We start from the raw sequence: 21,097 nt of genomic DNA, 5'->3' as shown, positions 1-21,097 counted from the left end.
TCCGGCCCAATGATTCCAGGACAGTACCAGTTAAAAGACGGTGATATTGAGCTATGCGTGGGCCGCGAGCGGATTAGCGTCGAAGTGGCCAATACCGGCGACCGCCCCATTCAGATCGGCTCTCACTACCATTTTGCAGAAGCCAACCCGGCGCTGGTGTTTGATCGCACGAAAACCCGAGGTTTTCGCTTAGACGTGGCAGCGGGCACCGCGATTCGCTTTGAGCCAGGCCAGACCCGCGAGGTCACGCTAATTCCCTTCGTCGGTAAGCGCGAAATTTACGGCTTCCGTGGCGATGTTATGGGTGCGCTCGATGGAGATAAACAATGAAGCCGGTTAACAAAATCAGTCGGCAAGCCTACGCCGATATGTATGGCCCCACCGTGGGCGACCGCGTGCGCCTGGGCGATACCGAACTGTGGATCGAAGTGGAGCAAGACGCTACCCACTACGGCGATGAGGTGAAGTTCGGCGGCGGTAAGGTCATCCGCGATGGTATGGGCCAAAGCCAGCGTAACGACGCCACGGTGATGGATACGGTGATTACCAATGCGCTGATTTTAGACTGGTGGGGCATTGTGAAAGCCGATGTCGGCCTGAAAAACGGGCGCATTGCCGCGATTGGCAAGGCAGGCAACCCCGACACTCAGCCCGATGTAGATATAGTGATTGGCCCCGGCACTGAAATTATCTCAGGCGAAGGCAAGATTCTCACCGCTGGCGGTATTGACGCGCATATTCACTTTATTTGCCCCCAACAGGTAGAAGAAGCGCTGATGAGCGGCGTGACCACCATGCTGGGCGGCGGCACTGGTCCGGCGACTGGCTCCAACGCTACCACCTGCACTCCCGGTGCCTGGCACATTGGCAAAATGCTGCAAGCGGTGGACGACCTGCCGATGAATATTGGCCTGTTGGGCAAAGGCAACGCCAGCCTGCCAGAGGCGTTGGAGGCGCAGCTGGAAGCTGGGGCCATGGGGCTTAAACTTCACGAAGACTGGGGCACCACGCCTGCTTCCATTGATAACTGCCTCAGTGTGGCAGAGAAGTACGATGTGCAGATCGCGATCCACACCGACACACTTAACGAATCCGGCTTTGTGGAAGACACCCTGGCGGCGTTTAAAGAGCGTGGCATTCACACCTATCACACCGAAGGGGCGGGCGGCGGTCACGCGCCGGATATCCTGACCGCCTGCTCAAAAGAGTACGTGCTGCCGTCTTCCACTAACCCGACGCGGCCTTATACGGTTAACACCATCGACGAACACCTGGATATGTTGATGGTCTGCCACCACTTGGACCCCAACATTCCCGAAGATGTGGCCTTTGCCGACTCACGTATTCGCCGTGAAACCATCGCTGCCGAAGATATTCTCCACGACTTGGGCGTGATCTCGATGATTGCCTCGGATTCCCAAGCCATGGGGCGAGTGGGCGAAGTGGTCTGCCGTACCTGGCAAACGGCCCATAAAATGAGAGTGCAGCGCGGTTTGTTGCCCGAAGATGAAGCGTTGGGTGCTGATAACCTGCGCGCCAAGCGCTATATCGCCAAATACACTATTAACCCTGCGATTACCCATGGCATTGCCCATGAGGTGGGCTCCATCGAAGTTGGCAAACTGGCTGATTTAGTGCTCTGGAAACCGGCATTTTTCGGTGTAAAGCCCTCGCTGATTTTAAAAGGCGGCATGATTGCGGCGGCGCCCATGGGCGACCCCAATGCGTCTATTCCCACGCCTCAGCCGGTGCATTATCGCTTTATGTTTGGGGCGTTTGGAAAGGCCGCCAGCCAAACGCGGCTCAACTTCGTGAGCCAAGCGGCGATTGACGCAGGCATTAAAGAGCGACTGGGCCTGCACAGCACGCTTTCCGCCTGTAAAAACGTACGCGGCGTGCGCAAAAAAGATATGAAGCTCAACGACGCCTGCCCAGAACTCACCGTCGACCCGCAAACTTATGAAGTGCGCTGCGATGGCGAGCTACTCACCTGCGAGCCAGCGACTGAGCTACCACTGGCGCAGCGGTATCATTTGTTTTGATTAAGGCTATTTAATTGAGGTAGAGGTGGCGGGGGTAGGCCGTAGAGAGGGTCTTTTGCCATGGCCGGAAAATGTTCCCTACATTTCCGGCATTCCCTCCGTCCATGGAGGTCAGATGGCAAAAGTAGCGTACAGGGATGTATTCACAGCGCCCTCTCGTAGGCCTACCCCCGGCACAGCCGCATAGATAGCGAAAGGACGGTAGTCATGTTGAAACTGATAGAACGTTTAGGGCCGATAGACGAAAGCGCCGCCAGCGACACGTTAACGCTGCCCTTTGAGCTGCGCATTCGCGGGCGCCTAAAAGCCGAGAGCGATAGCGGCCGCGAGCTGGGCCTGTTTCTAGACCGTGGCCCGGTGCTGCGCGATGGTGAGGGCTTGAAGGCCGAGAGTGGCGAGGTTGTCCGCGTGTGTGCCGCTATCGAACCGGTCGTCACCGCGCGGGTGAGCACTGGCTTACCGCTGGCGAAGCTTGCCTACCACTTAGGCAACCGCCATGTGCAGCTCGCGCTGGGTGAAGATGAGCAGGGCGGCTGGGTGCGCTTCCCCCCCGACCACGTGCTCGAAGAGCTGGCCGAGCTTTTGGGCGCGACGCTCGAGCACCACAACGCTACTTTCGACCCCGAACCCGGCGCGTACAACCAAGTGGGCGGTGGGCATTCGCATAGCCACGGGCATGCTCATTCCCACGACCACGACCACGACCACGACCACGACCATGCGCATGCGCATGAGCACCACCATGCCCACTGAACGTGCCGCGCTAGAAAGCCATGACTTAGCCCTGCTAGGGCTAATGCAACTGGTTAGCCCCGCGCTACCCATCGGTGCCTTTGCGTTTTCCCAAGGGCTGGAAAGTGCCTTTGAACTGGGCTGGGTAAGTGATGAACAAAGCCTTTCTGAGTGGCTTTCTGGCGTACTGGAAGATGGCCTAACCCGCTGTGAACTGCCGCTGATCGCGCGCTTTTACACCGCCCTTGAGCAGCATGACAGCGATGCAATCGCTCAGTGGGACGAGTGGTTGGCGGCCACCCGCGAAACCGCTGAGTTGGCCGCTGAGGATAGCCGCTTAGGCGCTTCACTCAAACGTCTGCTGGGCAGCCTGGACTTATTACCCTGCCAAGATGAGCGAAGTGAAGGCTGTCTGCCGCCTTTACTACCTGCCCATGCAGGCTATGTGACGCTATTTAGCTACGCCGCTTTTATGCGCCGTGTGCCCCCGCGCCAAGCGCTATTAGGGTTTGGCTGGGCGTGGCTAGAAAACCAACTGGCAGTGGCCTGCAAAGCACTTCCCCTGGGCCATACCGCCGCCCAGCGGGTGATTGAACAGCTGCGCGGGGAATTGGTGGAGGCCGTCGACCAAGCACTGTTGCTGGAAGATGATGATCTTGGCCCGATACTGCCCGGCGTGGCGCTGGCCAGCGCTCTGCACGAAACACAATATTCACGCTTGTTTAGAAGTTAAACGCTTAGCTATTTCAAACGCTTATGAGTAGGAGATAACAATGACGCACTGTTTACGTGTAGGTGTGGGTGGCCCGGTGGGCTCCGGCAAAACGGCACTGCTTAAGCAGCTTTGTTCGGCGCTACGGGATTACTACGATATCGCCGTCGTGACTAACGACATTTACACTCGCGAAGATGCGGACTTTTTGCTCAAACACGATGCGCTACCTGCCGACCGTATCCTTGGCGTAGAAACCGGCGGCTGTCCGCATACCGCCATCCGCGAAGATGCTTCGATGAACCTGGCGGCCATCGATGAGCTACACGCTCGCCATCCAAAACTAGAGCTGGTGCTGGTGGAGTCTGGCGGCGACAACCTCTCCGCAACGTTTAGCCCCGAGCTTTCTGATCTTACGCTTTACGTGATTGACGTTTCCGCAGGCGATAAGATCCCCCGTAAAGGCGGGCCAGGCATTACCAAGTCAGACCTGCTGATTATCAACAAAATCGATATTGCCGAGCAGGTTCATGCATCGCTTGAGGTGATGGAGCGGGATTCGAAGAAAATGCGCGGCGAACGCCCCTTTGTGTTTACCAATCTCTACGATGGCGTTGGGCTTGAAGAGATCATCCGCTTTATTCTCGACAAAGGCATGCTGGATGAGCGTCGGCCCCAGGCGGCAGCGGTATAGTCGGTAGCAAGTGTCGGTAATAAAAAACGCTCGCAGCAGTGGCTTGCCAAGCGGCAAGCCACTATGTTGAGCGGGTTTGTCGCTCAGCCAACAACAACGCAGCGCGCCGTGCCAACGGTGACAGTTCATCATCCTCACGTTCCAGTGAGGCCACTAGGCGCTGTTTCATTGGTCTTGCCCAGAAGGTTTCCAGGTGTCGACAGATGGCTGTTGCCGCCGTTTCTTCGTCGTGGCCGCTGCGCAAGTTCACGGCGATTTGATTAATCATGTGAATCAGGTTTTTATCGTTATGCGTCGACATTGAGTGTCTCCTCAGCCGTGGGCAATCGCCGTTGTAATGGGGCGGTGGTAGATCAAGTGGCGACCAGGTCGCGCAAAGCCTGCCAGTAGTAGGCCTGACGCTTGGGCCTGTTCCACGGCCAGCGCGGTGGCCGCCGAAACCGCCACCAGTGCGCCGATACCCGTGCTAGCGCACTTATGAACCATCTCGTAGCTGGCGCGGCTGGTGACTAGCGCGAACCCTTCTTCTAGAGGGGCTGCCTCGCGGGCGAGCGCGCCGATCAGTTTGTCCAACGCGTTGTGGCGGCCGACATCCTCGCGTAGCCGTAGGATGCGACCCTGAGTATCGCACCAAGCGGCACCGTGGCTAGCGCCAGTGGCTGCTTGCAGTGGCTGCTGGGTGGCCAGCTCCTGCAGGGAGCGCTGAATGGCAGCATCGCTAAGCGACGGTGCCACGACCGAGGGGATCGGACGAATAGCCTGTTCCAAGGCTTCGGTGCCGCACAGACCGCAGCCGGTACGCCCTGTGAGGCTGCGCCGCCGCTGCTTGAGATCAGCCATCCGTTGGCTGGCAATGGTGAGGTGAACGGTGAGGCCCTGAGGCGCTTCGTGGATATCGAGGTCATAGCACTCGGTGATATTGGCCAGGATACCTTCGGAAAGGCTAAAGCCGAGGGCAAAATCCTCAAGGTCGGCGGGGCTTGCCATCATCACCGCATGGGAGATGCCGTTGTAGACCAGTGCTACTGGCCTTTCTAAGGCCAGTAGATCCTCCTGGGTATCGGTGTACCAGCCGTTAGCGCCCCGACGCACCTCCACCGGCTGGCTCGCTACCGCGCTGCGTGAATGGTGGGTGCTCATGGCGCCTCCTGATGAGCGTTGGCTAGGTGGTCACGCTGGATCAGGTCGAAAGTGTTAAAGCGCTGCTGCCAAGCGGAGGGTTGGCTGACTTTTTCCACCTGCACCGCTGTGACCTTATATTCCGGACAGTTGGTGGCCCAGTCCGAGTTATCCGTCGTGATGACGTTGGCGCCGCTGCCAGGATGGTGGAAGGTGGTATACACCACCCCCGGCTGCATGCGTTCGCTGAGCCGTGCGCGTAGCACCGTCTGCCCCGAGCGGCTGGTAATACCCAGCCAGTCGCCGTCACGCACACCGCGCAGTTCCGCATCAGATGGATGCAGCTCCAACACGTCTTCATCGTGCCAACGCTGATTGTCGGTACGCCGGGTCTGGGCGCCTACATTGTACTGGCTGAGAATCCGCCCGGTGGTGAGCAGTAGTGGGAAGCGGCGGTTAGCGCGCTCTTCAGTGGCTACGTACTCGGTAATCGCAAAGCGCCCCAGGCCAATGGGGAAGTCAACCTCGTGCATGGTCGGCATGCCCAGCGGGTACTCGGCGTTGCAGGGCCACTGCAGACTGCCGCGCTCCTCCAGCTTGGCGTAGCTGACGCCCGCAAAGCTTGGCGTCAACTGGGCGATCTCGTCCATGATCTCGGATGGATGGGTGTAGTGCATCGGGTAGCCCAGCGCATTGGCCAGGTCCTGAGTGATTTCCCAGTCTTCCTTGCCAGCCAGCGCAGGCATCACTTTGCGTACCCGGTTGATGCGCCGCTCGGCGTTGGTGAAGGTGCCGTTTTTTTCCAGAAAGCTTGAACCGGGCAGTAGTACGTGGGCGAACTTGGCCGTTTCGTTGAGGAAAATATCTTGCACGATTAGGCAGTCCAGCGAGCGTAGTGCCGCCTCAACATGCTGGGTGTTGGGGTCGGATTGGGCGATGTCCTCGCCCTGCACGTAAAGCGCTTTAAAGGTGCCTTCGATGGCGGCATCGAACATATTAGGAATGCGTAGCCCCGGCTCGTCGTCGAGCTTTACGCCCCACACGGACTCAAAGCGGCCGCGGGCGATGGGGTCGGCCACGTGCTGGTAGCCCGGCAGCTCGTGGGGGAAGGAGCCCATGTCACATGAACCCTGCACATTGTTTTGGCCGCGCAGCGGATTCACGCCCACGCCCTCGCGGCCAATGTTGCCGGTGGCCATGGCCAGGTTGGCAATGCCCATCACCATGGTGGAGCCTTGGCTGTGCTCGGTCACCCCCAAGCCGTAGTAGATTGCGCCATTAGCTGCTTTAGCATAGGTGCGCGCCGCTTGGCGTACGGTCTCGGCGGGCACGCCGGTGATCGCTTCGGTGGCCTCCGGGGAGTGGCGTGGCTCACTGATAAAGGTGCGCCAGCTGTGATAGGCCTCGGTATCGCAGCGCTTTGCCACGAATGCCGAGTCCTCCAGCCCTTCGGTCACTACCACGTGCCCCAGCGCGTTGATCAGCGCCACATTGGTGCCCGGGCGCAGCGGCAGATGTTGGGCCTCGCTCATGTGCGGGGTCTTTAGAAGGTCGATGCGGCGAGGGTCGGCGACGATCAGCTTCGCCCCCTGGCGCAAGCGTTTGCGCATCAGCGAACCAAACACCGGGTGGGCGTCGGTGGGGTTGGCGCCAATCACGATAATCGCATCGGCCTGCATTACCGAGTCAAAGGTCTGGGTGCCGGCGGATTCGCCCAGCGTGGTCTTCAAGCCGTAGCCAGTGGGCGAGTGGCAGACCCGCGCGCAGGTGTCGGTGTTGTTGTTGCCGAACGCCGCGCGAATCAGCTTCTGCACCAGATAGGTCTCTTCGTTGGTACAGCGCGATGAAGTGATGCCGCCGATGCTCTCGCGGCCATGTTCAGCCTGAATTGCTTTCAAACGGCTGGCAGCAAAGCTGATCGCCTCTTCCCAGCTAGCCTCGCGCCAGGGCTGGTCGATGCTGTCGCGGATCATCGGTGTGGTCAGGCGATCCGGGTGGGTGGCGTAGCCAAAGGCGAAGCGGCCCTTGACACAAGAGTGACCATGGTTAGCGTCGCCGCCCTTGTAGGGCACCATGCGTACCAGTTGGTCACCCTTCATTTGCGCTTCGAACGAGCAGCCCACACCGCAGTAAGCACAAGTGGTCACGACGCTGTGCTCGGGAACGCCGTGGTCGATGACGCTCTTTTCCATCAGCGTGGCTGTTGGGCAGGCCTGAACGCAGGCACCGCAGGAAACACAGTCTGAATCCATGAACGAGTCGGCCTGCCCTGCTGACACCTTGGATTCAAATCCGCGGCCATCGATGGTCAGGGCAAAGGTGCCCTGGACCTCTTCGCAGGCGCGCACACAGCGTGAGCAGACGATGCATTTGCTAGGATCGAAACTGAAGTAGGGGTTGGTTTCGTCTTTGACGGCTTCAAGATGGTTCTCGCCTTCGAACCCGTAGCGCACTTCGCGCAGCCCCACACTACCGGCCATATCCTGCAGTTCGCAGTCGCCGTTGGCGGGACAGGTCAGGCAGTCCAGCGGGTGGTCCGAGATGTATAGCTCCATCACATTACGCCGCAGCTTGGCCAGACGTTCGTTCTGGGTGGTCACCTTCATACCTTCAGCCACCGGTGTGGTGCAGGCCGCGGGCATGCCTCGTCGTCCCTCTACTTGTACTGCGCACAACCGGCAGGAGCCGAAAGGCTCCAGGCTGTCAGTAGCGCAGAGCTTGGGGATATTAATATCCGCCAACGCGGCGGCGCGGAGTACCGAGGTGCCCTCCGGCACGCTGATGGTCACGCCGTCGATATTGAGGCTCACCGTGGCCGTGTCAGCAGCCAAGGCAGGGAAAGGCGTACCGAGGTCTTTGTTGTACTCGACGTTGCTAGAGTGCTGACGGGGGTCGAAATGGTTGATCATGAGTTATCTCCGTTCGCCGTCCGCTGAAAATCATCAGGAAAATGCGCGAGGGCGCTTTGCACTGGAAAGGGCGTCATACCACCCATGGCACAGAGCGAGCCATCCACCATCGTTTCGCAGAGGTCATGGAGCAGGGCGAGGTTGGCCTCGCGGTTTTGGTTGGCGCGGATGCGGTCAATTACCTCCACGCCACGGGTCGAGCCAATACGACAAGGTGTGCACTTGCCGCAGGACTCCACCTTGCAGAATTCCATCGAGAAGCGCGCCTGTTCAGCCATGTCGACGCTTTCGTCAAACATCACTACGCCACCGTGGCCCAGTACGGCGCTGTCAGCAGCAAAGGCTTCGTAGTCCAGCGGCAAGTCCCACTGAGATTCCGGCAGATAGGCACCTAGCGGGCCGCCCACCTGCACGGCGCGTAGTGGTTTGCCGCTTAGCGTGCCACCACCGAACGTCTCCATCAGGGTGCGCAGGGTGGTACCAAACGCCAGCTCTACCAACCCGCCGTGCTTAACGTTGCCCGCCAGTTGCAGTGCCAGCGTGCCTCGTGAGCGCCCCATGCCATGGGTGGCGTAGGCCTCGGCGCCTTCGGCAAGAATGAAGGGTACGGCAGCCAGCGAGAGCACGTTGTTGACCACGGTGGGGCGGCCAAATAGCCCTTCAATGGCGGGCAGTGGTGGCTTAAAGCGCACCAGGCCGCGCTTGCCCTCTAGGCTTTCGAGCAGAGAGGTCTCTTCGCCGCAGATATACGCGCCAGCGCCCAGGCGTACTTCCAGGTGAAAGTCGCGGCCGCTGCCCAGCAGGTTATCACCGAGATAACCGGCTTGTTCGGCGCGGGCAATCGCCTCGTCAAGAATCTCCTTGGCGAGCGGATATTCAGAACGCAGGTAGATATAGCCCTGGGTCGCCTCCACCGCGAGCCCGGCAATCGCCATGCCCTCGATCAGCATGTAAGGGTCGCACTCCATTACCAGCCGGTCGGCGAAGGTACCGGAGTCGCCTTCATCGGCATTGCAGACGATATATTTCTGATCGGCGGGGGTGTCGAGCACGGTCTGCCACTTGATACCGGTCGGGAAGGCGGCCCCGCCGCGCCCGCGCAGGCCGGAGGCTTTGACTTCCTCGACGATGTCCTGGGGCTCGCGCTGCAGCGCTGCTTCCAGGCCGCAGAAGCCGCTGTGGGCGCGATAATCCTCAATCGACAGCGGGTCAGTAATGCCGATACGCGCGAAGGTCAGGCGCTGTTGACGGGCGAGGTAGTCGATCTCCTCCGTGGGCCCCAACGCCAGGGGGTGGCTGACGTTACCCTCTAACAGGCCGCTGTCGAGCAGCGCCGAGACGTCGTTGACGGTGACGGGACCATAGGCGAACCGCCCAATAGGCGTCTCAACTTCCACCAGTGGCTCAAGCCAGGCAAGCCCGCGGGAGCCGTTACGCACCAGGGAAATCGACTGGCCTCGGGCGGCTAGCTCTTTTTCCAATCGGTTGGCGACGGCATCAGCGCCCAGGGACAGTGCGGTGGTATCGCGAGGAACGAATATGCGGATGCTCATGCCATTATCTCCAGCGGCCGAGTTTGCAGCTCATCCAACAGTGCATCAAAGACCTCTGGGGATACCCGCCCGCGTACGCTGTCGTCCACACGGATGGACGGGCCGCAGGCGCAGTTGCCCAGGCAGTACACCGCTTCAAGGGTGATCTCACGGTCGCCGGTCGTCTGATGGTAATCGACCCCTAGGCGTGTCTTAGCATGAGCTTCGAGCTGGCGTGCGCCTACCGCTTGGCAGGCCTCTGCACGGCAAATCTGAACCACGTGGCGGCCTGGTGGCGTGGTGCGAAAATGGTGATAGAAGCTGATGACACCGTGTACTTCGGCGCGGGTTTGATTGAGCGCTTCAGCGATGATGGGGACTGCTGCCTCGGGGATAAAACCGAAACGATCTTGGAGGGCATGGAGGATCGGCAGTAGGGCGCCGGGCTTGTGCTTCAGGGCGTCGACTTCGGCCTGAATAGCCTGTGGCGCCCACTCCTGGGAATGGTTCATGGTGCCTGCCTCGCGACTGCTTATTATGTTTTAAATTTGCACTACTTTTCATATTTGAAAAGGCGTGCATCACGGTTAAGACAAAGCTAGCATCAAGCTATCGACTTAAAAATATGAAAAGTAGTGCCTATGAAAAGAATCAAGGTAACGCCCACCTGGTGCTTTAGCGATGACGACGGACAGCGGCTCGATACCAACCTTTTACGTCTGCTGGGAGCAGTGCACCGTCATGGCAAATTGACTCACGCCGCCGCGGAAGCGGGGATCTCTTATCGTCACGCGTGGAATTTACTGCGCCAGGGCGGTGACTTTTTTGGTGTCTCGCTTGTTGAACTTGAGCGTGGACGCGGGGCGCGGTTATCGCCGCTGGGTGAAAAGTTGCTATGGGCCGAGCAGCGCGCCACTGCTCGGTTAAGCCCACAGCTTGATAGCCTGGGATCTGAGCTTAATCTTGCTATTCAACAGCATCAGGAGGGTATTCAACCCGTTCTGCGCCTGCATGCCAGCCACGGTTTTGCGATAGAGCTATTGCCACAGCATCTGGGGGAGCTCCAGCTTGATTTGCAGTACTGCAGCCCTTCGGAAGCGCTAGCCGCGCTTAACCGCAATAGCTGTGATCTGGCGGGCTGCCATCTGCCTCGGGGTAGCGTGGGGGAGAAGGCGCGACGCAAATACCGTCGTCTGCTCAAGCCCCGCAATCATCGACTAATGGGGTTTATCGCACGCCAACAGGGGTTAATGGTGGCGCCGGGTAACCCGCTGGGAATTGATGGTGTTGCCGCTCTGGCCAACAGGCCGGTACGGTTTATAAACCGTCAGGCATCGTCGGGTACCCGGGAGCTGTTAGACAACCTACTGGCCGAAGCTGGTATTTCAGCAGCCAACGTAGATGGTTACGAGATTGAGGAGTATACCCACTCAGCGGTGGCGGCCTATGTCGCTGCGGGAATGGCAGATACCGGCTTTGGTGTAGCGGCTGCCGCGCAACGGTTTGGGCTTGATTTTGTGCCGTTAGCCACTGAGGACTACGTATTGGCCTGTCACTATCACTCCTTAAAGGAGCCAAAGTTCGATGACTTCTTGCGGGTGTTACGTAGTGCTTCCTTTCAAGAAGCGGTGAATCGTTTACCGGGCTATAGCCCCCATCAATGCGGTAGTGTTATTGAAATTCCTGATTTCTTATGACGTTGGGGAAGGCGGTTCCACGTTTATCACCTAGTGTTTAGAGGCGGGGGCTGGCAGCGGCTGATGGTGACAATCGCGCCCACCATAAAAAACTGCGCTGCCCCAATAGGGGGCAGCGCAGTCAACAATAGGTGGCTAGCGGCTTGCTAAAACGGGCCATCCTTGGCCACCACACCCCTACAGTGGACGGGTAGGCCGAAGATAACCTTAACGCAGGTTATGAAAGCGCAATTTTGAGCGTTAATTTGCTGTTCATAAACAAAAAATACGCGAAGTGGTTAAAGTTGACACAGGTTAGGTCGATAAAAAACGCATAAAACTATTAAAAATTCTTCCGTTGACCTACTGAGAAACACTTTATGGCTACTCCTCCTCCTGCTTCGACCTCGCCAAAACGGAATCTTAGCTTACAGGCTAAGGTACTGATGCTTGTCCTACTGCCGCTTTTCATAGTAACCGCAGGGTTAGTCGCGTTTGACGCCTACGGACGTATTCAAAACACCCATGAGACGCTGGCGAATCAGCGTGAGGTGCTGATTGAAGAGCGCCGCAATGCAGTGCGCGATATTGTGCAAATGGCGACGTCTGCTATTTCTCCTATTTATGAGCAAGCAGGTGCTAATGATGAGGAAGCCAAACAGCAGGTAGCCGAGATCGTGCGCGCCATGCGCTTTGAAGGTAATAACTACGTTTTTATCTACGACTTCGATGGTAACAACATTGTGACGGCTCCTGCGCCAGAGCGTGAAGGTACCAACATGATGGACGTACGAACCCCAGACGGAAATTACCTTATTCGCGATATTCTTCAGGTTGCCAAGAACGGTGGTGGTTTTCATAGCTACTTATGGGAATACCCAAGCACCCGTGAAATTGAGCCGAAACACTCCTACGTCGATAGCCTGGAAAAATGGGGCTGGATGATCGGTGCCGGGGTTTACGTCACCGATGTTGATGCGGTTGTTGCAGAACTGGCGGCGACCGCTAACGCGGATCTACGCCAGTCTATCCTGTTCGCTATTTTGTTGGGTGCTGCCTTATTTCTAGCAGTGGCGCTGCTAGCATTTGGCTTTGTGCGTCGTACCGTCGGGCCGATTAAACGCACCGCCAGCGCTATGCACGATATCGCCCAAGGTCGTGGCGACCTTACCCGCCGCCTAGCGGTAGAAAGCAATGACGAGGTGGGTAACCTAGCGGTTCAGTTCAATGCCTTTGTCGAGCGCATGCAGGAAACCCTGCGTGATGTGCGCCGTAGTACCATGAGTGTTTATCATTCGGCGGGGGAAATTTCCCATAGCTCTGAGGAACTGGCCACCCGTACCGAGCAGGCTGCAGCCAACCTGCAGGAAACGTCGGCATCCATGGAAGAAATTACCTCGACCGTGAATCACAGTGCAGATAATGCCCAGCAGGCCAATCAGCTGGTGCAGTCCACTGCTGAAGTAGCCCAACATGGTGAAGAAGCCATGGGACAGGTCGAGCGGACGATGCACGATATCAACGACTCAGCGACGCGTATCAGCGAAATCATCACCATGATTGACGCCATCGCTTTCCAAACCAACATTCTGGCGCTTAACGCCTCGGTGGAAGCCGCGCGAGCGGGTGAACATGGCCGTGGCTTTGCGGTCGTCGCGCAAGAGGTACGCACACTGGCTAGCCGCTCTAGCAATGCCTCAAAAGAGATTCGTACGCTGATTGATAGCTCTGTTAAGCACACCCACACCGGTGCCGAGCTGGTACGTAAGGCGGGCGCGACAATGCATGACATTGTTGAAAGTGTCTCGAAGGTAACCGATGTGATCGGTGAGATTACGGCGGGTGCCAAGGAGCAAAGTAGCGGTATTGGCCAGATCAACACCGCCGTCGCGGAAATGGATACCATGACCCAGCAAAATGCTGCCATGGTGCAAGAATCCACCACAGCTGCTAGCAACATGCGCCGTCATGCCGAGCACCTTAATGAGCTGATCAACACCTTTGTGCTTGGCGACGATGAGCCACAAGCCTCATCGACACGGCCAGCGTTAAACCAATCGCGCCAGTCTCTGCCTTCCAGCACACCAAGTGCGCAACAGGCGCTCAAGCGCCCGACGCTCTCCTCTAAGCCAGCACCCGTTAACGCTGGCGAAGACGACTGGGAAGAGTTTTAAGCCTAACGCTATGCGCCTGCTGGCTGAAAACACACGTTGTTAAAAAGCCAGCGGCAAACAGGTGAAGTAGAAAAGGGGCTGCCACATGGCAAGCCCCTTTTTCATGTCCGTTTGTTTCAATGCAATTCAGCTCAGCGAGCTGCGTCTGCCAAGGTTTCAACGTAAATAGCGACATTTGATAAGCTTTTAAAAATAACGTGGCGATGGGGATATGGTTGTTATCTGACGAAGTAAAGCGATTAAGTTTGTGTAGATTGTTCAACTTGACCCAAGGCTGGGCAGGTTTTACATAGTTGAGCTTGAAGCCTTGTGGCATTGGGGGAATCATGCTGATTTTTTTGATTTATTTTTCCACGGTGCGGTTTTTGCATAAAATAATAATGGCTCAAAAAATTGAGGTTCATCATGAAGGATAAATTCTCAAGTATATTGAAAAATAAAAACATGCCTTATATTTCTTCAGTCGGCTATTTAGAAAATACTAAAATAAAGAAAAGAGTAGCTTTTATACTGCTAGAGAATTTTTCAATGATGGCTTTCACTGGCGCTGTGGATGCACTCGTTACCACGAATTTAATGAAGTCTACTACGATGTATGAAGTATTGGTGGTGGGTAGCGAGGCATCGGCAGTTGTTTCTGATTTAGGTATTGAGGTGGCTGCGGATTATTCGTTAGACAAGTTCGATGCTACAAGCCTCAAAATTGATGTATTGATTGTATGTGGTGGCCTGCGTGTACTTCCTAAAACAACTCTCCTCTTGCGCAGCAAACTGAGACATGCTGACAACAAAGACAGAATGTTAGGAGGGTTATGGAACGGCGCTTACTTCCTTGCAGAAGCGGGATTATTGAGCGGCTACCAGTGCGCTTATCATCCTGATGGCCGCGCGATGATGGCAGAGCAGTTTTGGGATGTATCGGTATCTAGCCGTAGCTTTATTGTGGATCGTAATCGTATCAGCTGTGCAGGGGCGAGTAGCTCATTGAGCATGATGCTTGAAGTAGTAAGAACTGACTGTGGCAATGAGGTGGTCAGTGCAGTTGAAGAGATGCTTCGCTGTGATAAGGGCTTAGATTCTCCAGATATTTCAACGATAGGTGTCGATCAAAACCTCACTCTGCCAGAAAAATTGAAAATATCGCTGCAATTGATGAAAAATAATATTGAAGAGCCTTTATCCATCTCCGAAATAGCTAACTGGGTCAATATTTCGAGACGCCAGCTAGAACGTATGTTTGGTAATTACGTTAATGCTAGCCCTTCTCGATACTATATGGAACTTCGACTAACGCGTGCGCGTCAGCTTCTTCAGCAAACTAACAAGCCCGTTGCTGAAGTGGCAGTTGCTACTGGTTTTGTGAGCATCTCTCATTTTCGCAACTGTTTTTTCCAGCTCTTTGAAGTAACACCAGGACAGTTTAGAAGGTCGTGCCAAGCTGGCGAGCATTCAATGTGAACTTCTTGTATGAATTCACGATGAGTGCACTGAGACTAGATAAGCGTTACTTTAAAAAGAGAGCCAAAAAGGCTCTCTTTAAACAGTGCAAACGCTGATTTAATCACCAGACCAGCCCAATAGGATCGGTACATAAACCACCAATAGCAGCACGCCAATCAACCCTAACAGATACGGGATAATTGCCCGAGTGATGCGCTCCAGCGGTAATTGAGTCACTGACGAAGCCACATAAAGGTTGATTGCCACTGGCGGGGTAATCATGCCAATCGATAGCCCCACCACAATAATCAAACCAAAGTGGATCGGGTCGATACCCAATTGCAGTACCAGCGGCAGCAGCACCGGGGTAAGAATAATCAAAGCGCTAGCGGTCTCGATAAACACCCCCGTGAGCAGAATCACGCCCACGACCAGCAGCATAATCACGTAGGGGTTGGTGGAAAGCGACAGCACTGCCTGGGCAATCGCACCGGGTACCTGCCAGCTTGAAAGCGTCCAGCTGAGTACTGCCGACATTGCAATCACCAGCATAATCACTGCGGTGGTCATCGCCGAGCGAATCAGCAGCTTATACACCTGGGGCAGGGTTAAATCCCGATACACAAACAGTGATACCAGCAGCGCATAGTTGACTGCGACCACGGCCGCTTCCGAAGGTGTGAAAATACCCGAAAAGATACCGCCCAAAATAATTATCGGCGTCATCAGCCCCCAGCTAGCCGCTTTCAGCGTGCGCCAAATGGTAGGCAGCGACAGCGGTGTGCCTTTGGGGTACTGACGCTTATAGGCTTGAGTGATGGCGATGGCCATCAGCCCCAGCCCCATTGCCAGGCCCGGCAAAAAGCCGTTCAAAAACAGCTTGGATACCGACTGCTGAGCAATCACCGCGTAGATAATCATCGGCACCGAAGGGGGAATCACAACGCCAATCGTGCCGCTAGCAGCAATTAAGCTGGCCGCTGAGGCAGGGTCGTAACCTTTGCGCTTGAGTTCTGGCACCAGGCTTGAACCCACCGCCGCGGTGGTGGCCGCACCAGAGCCGGAGATTGCCGCGAAGAACATGCCTGCCATTACCGACACCACCGAAAGCCCGCCGCGCATAAAGCCGACTAACGAATCGGCAAAGCTCACCAGCCGCTCGCTGACCTTACCCTGGGCCATCAAATCCCCGGCCAGAATAAACATCGGGATCGCGACCAGGGCAAACGAGTTAATGCCCTGGAACATTTGTTGGGTGACCACCATCAGTGGCACACCCGACTGGTACAGCGCATAAAGCGTGCTTGCCCCAATCGCAAAGGCAATCGGTACGCCCAGCAGCATAAACAGAAAGAACAGCCCGAACAGTACCAGCGTCATAGTGGCTCCTCCGGAGCGGCGACCGTCGGCTCACCGTTCACCAGTACGTCGATCATATCCACCAGGGCGTACCACGCCATGATGGCGGCAGAGAGTGGGATGACTGCATAGATGTAGGTCATCGAAAGCCGCAGTGAGGCGGATTTCTGAAAGCTTTGCACCTGCATATAGCGATAGCCGATCACGATGAGCGCGATCATAAACGCCAGCACCACCGCCAGTGCAGCCAAGCGCGCCAGCTTGCGCAAGGGCAGGGGAAGCGCATCCACGGCAAAGGTCACGGCGATATGTCGCCCGCGTTGGAAGGCTAAGGTGCTGGCTAAAAACGTAATCCACACCAGCAGAAAGCGCGCGACCTCTTCCGTCCAGCCAACGGCGCTGAACAGCACCCGCGACACAATCTGCAGAGTAATCACGCCAATTAATGCTGCCATGCCCGCAAAGACCACGGGCTGGATGATGGCATCCAGCCCGCGCTCACTACGTTGCAGCAGCGTCAAAAGAGGCTGTGCAAAGGCCATCACTGATTCAGCGCCTCCCGAATGCGTGGCAGGTAGTCACCAAACTGCTCGCCGTACTTCTCATATACAGGCGCCACGGCAGCTTGGAAGGCTGCCATATCCGGCGTTTCGTTGATTTCCATACCGGCTTCGCGCAGCGCCGCCAGTTGGTCGGCTTCCATATCTGCGTTCACTTGGCGCTCATGCTCGGCGGCTTCTTGGGCGGCTTCTTTCAGTACGGTTTGTGCCTGTTCTGGCAGTTGGTTCCAAACGGGCATGCCCATTACAAAAATGGCCGGGGCATACGTATGGCGGGAAAGGGTCATGTAGTTCTGGGTTTCATCCAGCTTGAACGAATGGATAACGTTCACCGGATTTTCCTGGCCGTCGATGGTGCCCTGCTGCATGGCGGTCAGCGCTTCTGTCCATGCCATGGGAATAGCGTTGGCGCCCAGCTCGCGGAAGGTGTCGGTGTACACCGGGTTTTCCATCACACGAATGCGTAGCCCATCCAGATCTTCCGGCGAATTCACAGCGCGTTCGCTGTTGGTCAGGTTGCGGAAGCCACGCTCTGCGTAGGCCAAGCCTTTCAGATTCACGTCAGACAGCTTATCCAGCAACTCCTGGCCGATCGGGCCATCGAGCACCCCATAAGCGGCTTCCGGTGAGGGAAATAGGAACGGCAGTTCAAACACCGCCATCTCTTCGACAAAGTTGGCCACCGGGCCGTTGGTAATTAGCCCCATATCCACCGTGCCGATCTGCATGCCTTCCAGTAGCGTGCGCTCGTCGCCTAGGGAAGCATTAGGATAGATCTCGATGTTGACCTTGCCACCGGTGCGTTCTTCCACCAGTTCTTCAAACTTGGTCGCGGCGATATGGAAACCATCCTGCTCGTTGACCACGTGGGCCAAACGCAGGGTAACGGGGTCCATATCAGCAAAATCAGCGGCATTCGCGGCGCTTACCAGCGCCAGTGAAATGCCCAGTGCCAGCGTGTTACGTGCAAAAGTTTTCATTATGTTGTGTTCCCAGTTTCACTAAAGATAGGAAGTGCTCCCAAAGCATGCACCACACTGCGGAAAACGGTCAATCAAAGCGCCTGTAAAACCGCTGACTAGCTGGACACAGCGCGCCCACACGGGTACGATACGCACCCAAAGCGCCCGTAGCTCAGTTGGATAGAGTGTCGGCCTCCGAAGCCGAAGGTCGCAGGTTCGATTCCTGCCGGGCGCGCCAAAACATATCTAGGGCTTACGTTAACGCGTAGGCCCTTTTGTTTTGGCTGTGTCAAATCTATGTCGTCCATGTGCCAAATCTGCCAGCACATGTGCGTAACCCTAATATTTATCTGATGACCTCTAGCTGTAACCTGACGCAAGTTGTGGCACAAGTTATTCAGTATATTCCCACCTATTCCACTGTTGTTGAACCAACGAGATCGCTGTGCTGCTGAAGCCTTTGTGGTCAAAATGTTTACTCTTGCGCGCGAACGTTGAAGAAGCTACCCGCTCTTTTTATATGCAATATCGCGTTCGCCACTATATTAAAGCCCGTTCCATCGCAGCCGATAATAATGAATAGGATTAAACTGCGTCCTGCCAAAGTTAGCCATCACTACAATAAATTAGATAACTACCAGGTGACTCAATGCTGGAAAAACTCCACAAGATCAATGTGAAATATACCTTGGCGTTTATCCTGGTGGCCTTGTCGCTGCTAGGCGTTGTGGTGGTCGATAGCCTGCTTGTTCAGTCGATGCGCGAACGCATGACAGCGTTTAGTGGCTCCTTTAATCCGGCGGTATCAGCGGTGCTCAATGCGGACCGTGACCTGTATCAGGCCCGGGTGGCTGAACTTGAAGTGTTGCGTGAGGCGCCGGGCAGTGATGGGGCGAGCGCTCAATACGATGATTACCGTGAAAATGCTGAGCAAGCCTATGATCGAATGCATAACTTCCTCACACTGCTGGATGCATATCCGCAGGTGAGCGAGGGCCTTGAATCGTTCGAGGATCGCTATATGGCATGGGAGGCGGCGTCCCAGGCCGTCTTCGACCTGCATGCGGAAGGTGAGCTTGGTGCCGCTGAAGAGCAGTTGGAGAGAGGTTCGTTAGCGGCCTTTAATGACTTACGTGAGCTTTACAACGTTGCCGGAGAAAGCGCCGACGCGCGTGGCTTGGCTCTGGAGCAAGAAACACTGGCGGCAGTCGCCGTGCAGCAGCGCTGGGTGATGGGCTTCACGGCATTCGTGTTATTGGCCACGCTGGTGATCGCTTTGATGGGGCCGAACCTGATGTCCCGGGCCATTCGTCAAGTCAGCAGGCGCATTCGCGATATTACCCAAGGCGAGGGTGACCTTACCGCACGCATTGATAGCAAGCGACGTGATGAGATTGGCGAACTGGCCCGCGAGTTTGATGGTTTTATCGCGCGTATGGATGCCAGCTTTCAGGCGGTTCGCGATGGGGCCCACAATGTCAATATGGCGTCTGGTGAAATTGCTTCAGGTAGCGAGGATCTTGCTTCGCGCACCGAGGAGCAGGCTTCCGCTCTGCAAGAAACGGCGTCCAGCATGGAAGAGATGTCATCCATCGTGCGCCAGAACAGTGAGTCGGCCAGCAATGCCGATAAGCTTTCCAGTCAGGCCGCTGAAAAAGCCGAGAAGGGCGTTAAAGAGGTTCAGCACTCGGTTGAGTTGATGCGCGAGCTCGAGACCAGTTCGCGCCAGGTGGGTGAGATTGTTGAAGTCATCGACTCGATTGCCTTCCAGACCAATATTCTGGCGCTTAACGCCTCGGTCGAGGCGGCGCGTGCAGGTGACCATGGCCGCGGCTTTGCGGTAGTGGCTAGCGAAGTGCGCAAGCTCGCCAGTCGCAGCGCGGATTCATCCAATAAAATTCGTGAAATGATTACGGATATTAGTGAGCGCATCGCTAGCGTAGCCGAGCAATCGGTGCGAAGCAGTGAGGGAATACAGAATACGGTGGAGGCTATACGCCAAGTGTCGGGGCTGATGAATGAGATTTCGCTCGCCGTGAGCGAGCAGGAGTCAGGCATCCAGCAAGTGGGTGTAGCGTTGACGCAAATGGATACTGCCACTCAGCAGAATGTCACGATGGTATCGCAAACCAGTAGATCGGCGGCGTCGCTTCAGGAGGAAGCCAACCGACTCACTCGTTTAGTAGATACGTTCAAACTTAGCGGTGAAAAGTCGGTGGCCGCGTCTTCTTCGCCTCCCCAAGCCGATCTCTTAGCTCACGCCGCAGCGCAACCTGAAGTTACAACGTGCTGAAGAAACAGTCTTGACCAGAGCCATTCATACAAAGCCTAAGCCACTGGGAGTGACTCATCGCTCCCCCAGTCTGCCCAAGAACCGTCGTACAGCGATAGCCGATGGTATCCCGCCAGTTCGGCGGCCAGCAGAATGATGCAGGCGGTAATGCCCGAGCCACAGGAAAACACCAGTTGGGGTTCACTGTTGGATTGGAGAGGCGGAGCAAGCGTTATAAAGATTGCCTTCAGCTCGCTAACAGATTTAAAACAATTTCCCTCTAGCACCTCTGGAAACGGAAGATTATGAGAATTGGGGATATGGCCACTGCGCACCCCAGGGCGGGGTTCAGGTACCTGTGCCAGAAAGCGTGAACGTGATCGGGCATCAACAACGGTTACTTGGCTATCGTCCAGATATTGCAAAACGTACGCTGAGTTTCGCACTCGGCTGTGATTGAGGTTGGCGACGAAATTGCCTGGCTTGGTTGTCGTTTCCGCGATGGTAGAAACAACGTCCCGCTGTTCGGCTAGCCACTGTGGCAATCCTCCATCCAGAACAAAAACGTGTTTAACGCCCATTGACCGGAAAATCCACCAAGCCCGAGGCGCTGAATAGATGCCTTGGTTATCGTACAGTACGACGAGGCTTTCGGTCGTAATGCCCAGCTTTTGAGCTTCCTCAGTGACTTGCTCCTCTGTTGGAAAGGCGTGAGTCTGAGAAGAGCCGGTGTCACAAAGCACACTTTCAAGATCGATCTGGCGGCTACCCGGTATCCACACCGGGCGATCATAGACGATAGGCTCTTTACCAATCACCGTCGCCATGCTCGCATCGATCAGCACTAACCGTTCGTTAGCTAGGTTGTCTTGCAGCCATTGGGTCGTCACAAGGGGGGATGACATGATGTTCTC

At 56.2% G+C, this 21,097-nt stretch carries 18 protein-coding genes and 1 tRNA gene; 10 read left to right on the top strand and 9 right to left on the bottom strand.

What is annotated here, in order from left to right; translation table 11 throughout:
* Window positions 1–9: 9 nt before the first annotated feature.
* The 5 genes from NF683_RS05785 (at window position 10) to ureG (ending at window position 4,180) form a co-directional block, all read left to right on the top strand.
* Entirely contained in the window at window positions 10–330 is a 321-nt protein-coding gene (locus NF683_RS05785; RefSeq protein ID WP_193061146.1) for an urease subunit beta, read from the top strand.
* Entirely contained in the window at window positions 327–2,042 is a 1,716-nt protein-coding gene (gene ureC / locus NF683_RS05780) for an urease subunit alpha (RefSeq protein WP_253921527.1), read from the top strand. The genes NF683_RS05785 and ureC overlap by 4 nt, the downstream gene beginning before the upstream one ends.
* Before the next feature lie 207 nt (window positions 2,043–2,249).
* The gene (ureE, locus tag NF683_RS05775) at window positions 2,250–2,795 is read left to right on the top strand and encodes an urease accessory protein UreE (RefSeq protein ID WP_253921526.1); all 546 of its coding nucleotides are present in this window, start codon (window positions 2,250–2,252) and stop codon (window positions 2,793–2,795) included.
* A complete protein-coding gene (locus NF683_RS05770; RefSeq protein WP_253921525.1) occupies window positions 2,785–3,507 on the top strand; it encodes an urease accessory protein UreF in 723 nt (240 codons plus the stop codon). Before ureE ends, NF683_RS05770 begins: the two co-directional genes overlap by 11 nt.
* 40 nt (window positions 3,508–3,547) lie before the next feature.
* The gene (ureG, locus tag NF683_RS05765; RefSeq protein ID WP_228632680.1) at window positions 3,548–4,180 is read left to right on the top strand and encodes an urease accessory protein UreG; all 633 of its coding nucleotides are present in this window, start codon (window positions 3,548–3,550) and stop codon (window positions 4,178–4,180) included.
* 61 nt (window positions 4,181–4,241) lie between these two features.
* Here the strand turns inward: ureG and NF683_RS05760 are convergent, their stop codons facing one another.
* Genes NF683_RS05760 through NF683_RS05740 form a run of 5 tightly spaced genes read right to left on the bottom strand, consistent with a single transcriptional unit; the run spans window position 4,242 to window position 10,252 of the window.
* Window positions 4,242–4,481 carry a formate dehydrogenase subunit delta gene (locus tag NF683_RS05760; RefSeq protein ID WP_193061115.1) on the bottom strand — a complete coding sequence of 80 codons (240 nt, stop codon included), beginning with the start codon at window positions 4,479–4,481 and terminating at the stop codon, window positions 4,242–4,244.
* 11 nt (window positions 4,482–4,492) lie between these two features.
* Complete coding sequence (fdhD, locus tag NF683_RS05755; protein WP_253921524.1) at window positions 4,493–5,320, bottom strand: formate dehydrogenase accessory sulfurtransferase FdhD; 828 nt, start codon at window positions 5,318–5,320, stop codon at window positions 4,493–4,495.
* Window positions 5,317–8,208, bottom strand: coding sequence for a formate dehydrogenase subunit alpha (fdhF, locus tag NF683_RS05750; RefSeq protein WP_253921523.1), 2,892 nt, complete (start codon window positions 8,206–8,208; stop codon window positions 5,317–5,319). Before fdhF ends, fdhD begins: the two co-directional genes overlap by 4 nt.
* Window positions 8,205–9,761: a formate dehydrogenase beta subunit gene (locus NF683_RS05745; RefSeq protein WP_253921522.1), complete on the bottom strand. Its 1,557-nt coding sequence runs from the start codon at window positions 9,759–9,761 to the stop codon at window positions 8,205–8,207. The genes fdhF and NF683_RS05745 overlap by 4 nt, the downstream gene beginning before the upstream one ends.
* Window positions 9,758–10,252, bottom strand: coding sequence for a formate dehydrogenase subunit gamma (locus NF683_RS05740; RefSeq protein WP_253921521.1), 495 nt, complete (start codon window positions 10,250–10,252; stop codon window positions 9,758–9,760). Before NF683_RS05740 ends, NF683_RS05745 begins: the two co-directional genes overlap by 4 nt.
* Before the next feature lie 129 nt (window positions 10,253–10,381).
* Here NF683_RS05740 and NF683_RS05735 point away from each other — a divergent pair, with 129 nt between their 5' ends.
* The 3 genes from NF683_RS05735 to NF683_RS05725 all read left to right on the top strand — a co-directional run bounded on the left by NF683_RS05735 (window position 10,382) and on the right by NF683_RS05725 (window position 15,048).
* Window positions 10,382–11,437, top strand: a complete 1,056-nt coding sequence (locus tag NF683_RS05735) for a substrate-binding domain-containing protein (protein ID WP_206048339.1) — start codon at window positions 10,382–10,384, stop codon at window positions 11,435–11,437.
* 359 nt (window positions 11,438–11,796) lie between these two features.
* Window positions 11,797–13,590, top strand: a complete 1,794-nt coding sequence (locus NF683_RS05730; RefSeq protein ID WP_253921520.1) for a methyl-accepting chemotaxis protein — start codon at window positions 11,797–11,799, stop codon at window positions 13,588–13,590.
* Window positions 13,591–13,995: 405 nt separating this feature from the next.
* Window positions 13,996–15,048: a GlxA family transcriptional regulator gene (locus NF683_RS05725; protein WP_253921519.1), complete on the top strand. Its 1,053-nt coding sequence runs from the start codon at window positions 13,996–13,998 to the stop codon at window positions 15,046–15,048.
* Between the two features lie 99 nt (window positions 15,049–15,147).
* On the opposite strand, the gene NF683_RS05720 is transcribed toward NF683_RS05725, so the two are convergent.
* The 3 genes from NF683_RS05720 to NF683_RS05710 are packed head-to-tail and all read right to left on the bottom strand — an operon-like array spanning window position 15,148 to window position 17,929.
* On the bottom strand, window positions 15,148–16,410 hold the full coding sequence (locus NF683_RS05720; protein WP_253921518.1) for a TRAP transporter large permease: 1,263 nt from the start codon (window positions 16,408–16,410) through the stop codon (window positions 15,148–15,150).
* Window positions 16,407–16,931 carry a TRAP transporter small permease gene (locus tag NF683_RS05715; RefSeq protein ID WP_089040378.1) on the bottom strand — a complete coding sequence of 175 codons (525 nt, stop codon included), beginning with the start codon at window positions 16,929–16,931 and terminating at the stop codon, window positions 16,407–16,409. The genes NF683_RS05720 and NF683_RS05715 overlap by 4 nt, the downstream gene beginning before the upstream one ends.
* On the bottom strand, window positions 16,931–17,929 hold the full coding sequence (locus tag NF683_RS05710) for a TRAP transporter substrate-binding protein (protein WP_253921517.1): 999 nt from the start codon (window positions 17,927–17,929) through the stop codon (window positions 16,931–16,933). The genes NF683_RS05715 and NF683_RS05710 overlap by 1 nt, the downstream gene beginning before the upstream one ends.
* Before the next feature lie 143 nt (window positions 17,930–18,072).
* On the opposite strand from NF683_RS05710, the gene NF683_RS05705 reads away from it, so the two are divergent.
* Window positions 18,073–18,149, top strand: a tRNA-Arg gene (locus tag NF683_RS05705).
* A 411-nt stretch (window positions 18,150–18,560) separates the two neighbouring features.
* Complete coding sequence (locus tag NF683_RS05700) at window positions 18,561–20,204, top strand: methyl-accepting chemotaxis protein (RefSeq protein ID WP_253921516.1); 1,644 nt, start codon at window positions 18,561–18,563, stop codon at window positions 20,202–20,204.
* Between the two features lie 35 nt (window positions 20,205–20,239).
* Here the strand turns inward: NF683_RS05700 and NF683_RS05695 are convergent, their stop codons facing one another.
* A complete protein-coding gene (locus NF683_RS05695; RefSeq protein ID WP_089040385.1) occupies window positions 20,240–21,088 on the bottom strand; it encodes a sulfurtransferase in 849 nt (282 codons plus the stop codon).
* Between the last annotated feature and the right edge of the window lie 9 nt (window positions 21,089–21,097).

This window comes from Halomonas sp. MS1 (assembly GCF_024182575.1).
In the GTDB taxonomy this organism is placed as follows: Bacteria; Pseudomonadota; Gammaproteobacteria; order Pseudomonadales; family Halomonadaceae; genus Vreelandella.
Note: the sequence above shows the minus strand (reverse complement) of the source record. Positions and strands in the feature narration are given on the sequence as shown.

Coding starts and splice junctions, on each gene's coding strand:
- NF683_RS05785 (WP_193061146.1), top strand. CDS start 10: ATGATTCCAGGACAGTACCAGTTAAAAGACGGTGATATTGAGCTATGC.
- ureC (WP_253921527.1), top strand. CDS start 327: ATGAAGCCGGTTAACAAAATCAGTCGGCAAGCCTACGCCGATATGTAT.
- ureE (WP_253921526.1), top strand. CDS start 2,250: ATGTTGAAACTGATAGAACGTTTAGGGCCGATAGACGAAAGCGCCGCC.
- NF683_RS05770 (WP_253921525.1), top strand. CDS start 2,785: ATGCCCACTGAACGTGCCGCGCTAGAAAGCCATGACTTAGCCCTGCTA.
- ureG (WP_228632680.1), top strand. CDS start 3,548: ATGACGCACTGTTTACGTGTAGGTGTGGGTGGCCCGGTGGGCTCCGGC.
- NF683_RS05760 (WP_193061115.1), bottom strand. CDS start 4,481: ATGTCGACGCATAACGATAAAAACCTGATTCACATGATTAATCAAATC.
- fdhD (WP_253921524.1), bottom strand. CDS start 5,320: ATGAGCACCCACCATTCACGCAGCGCGGTAGCGAGCCAGCCGGTGGAG.
- fdhF (WP_253921523.1), bottom strand. CDS start 8,208: ATGATCAACCATTTCGACCCCCGTCAGCACTCTAGCAACGTCGAGTAC.
- NF683_RS05745 (WP_253921522.1), bottom strand. CDS start 9,761: ATGAGCATCCGCATATTCGTTCCTCGCGATACCACCGCACTGTCCCTG.
- NF683_RS05740 (WP_253921521.1), bottom strand. CDS start 10,252: ATGAACCATTCCCAGGAGTGGGCGCCACAGGCTATTCAGGCCGAAGTC.
- NF683_RS05735 (WP_206048339.1), top strand. CDS start 10,382: ATGAAAAGAATCAAGGTAACGCCCACCTGGTGCTTTAGCGATGACGAC.
- NF683_RS05730 (WP_253921520.1), top strand. CDS start 11,797: ATGGCTACTCCTCCTCCTGCTTCGACCTCGCCAAAACGGAATCTTAGC.
- NF683_RS05725 (WP_253921519.1), top strand. CDS start 13,996: ATGAAGGATAAATTCTCAAGTATATTGAAAAATAAAAACATGCCTTAT.
- NF683_RS05720 (WP_253921518.1), bottom strand. CDS start 16,410: ATGACGCTGGTACTGTTCGGGCTGTTCTTTCTGTTTATGCTGCTGGGC.
- NF683_RS05715 (WP_089040378.1), bottom strand. CDS start 16,931: ATGGCCTTTGCACAGCCTCTTTTGACGCTGCTGCAACGTAGTGAGCGC.
- NF683_RS05710 (WP_253921517.1), bottom strand. CDS start 17,929: ATGAAAACTTTTGCACGTAACACGCTGGCACTGGGCATTTCACTGGCG.
- NF683_RS05700 (WP_253921516.1), top strand. CDS start 18,561: ATGCTGGAAAAACTCCACAAGATCAATGTGAAATATACCTTGGCGTTT.
- NF683_RS05695 (WP_089040385.1), bottom strand. CDS start 21,088: ATGTCATCCCCCCTTGTGACGACCCAATGGCTGCAAGACAACCTAGCT.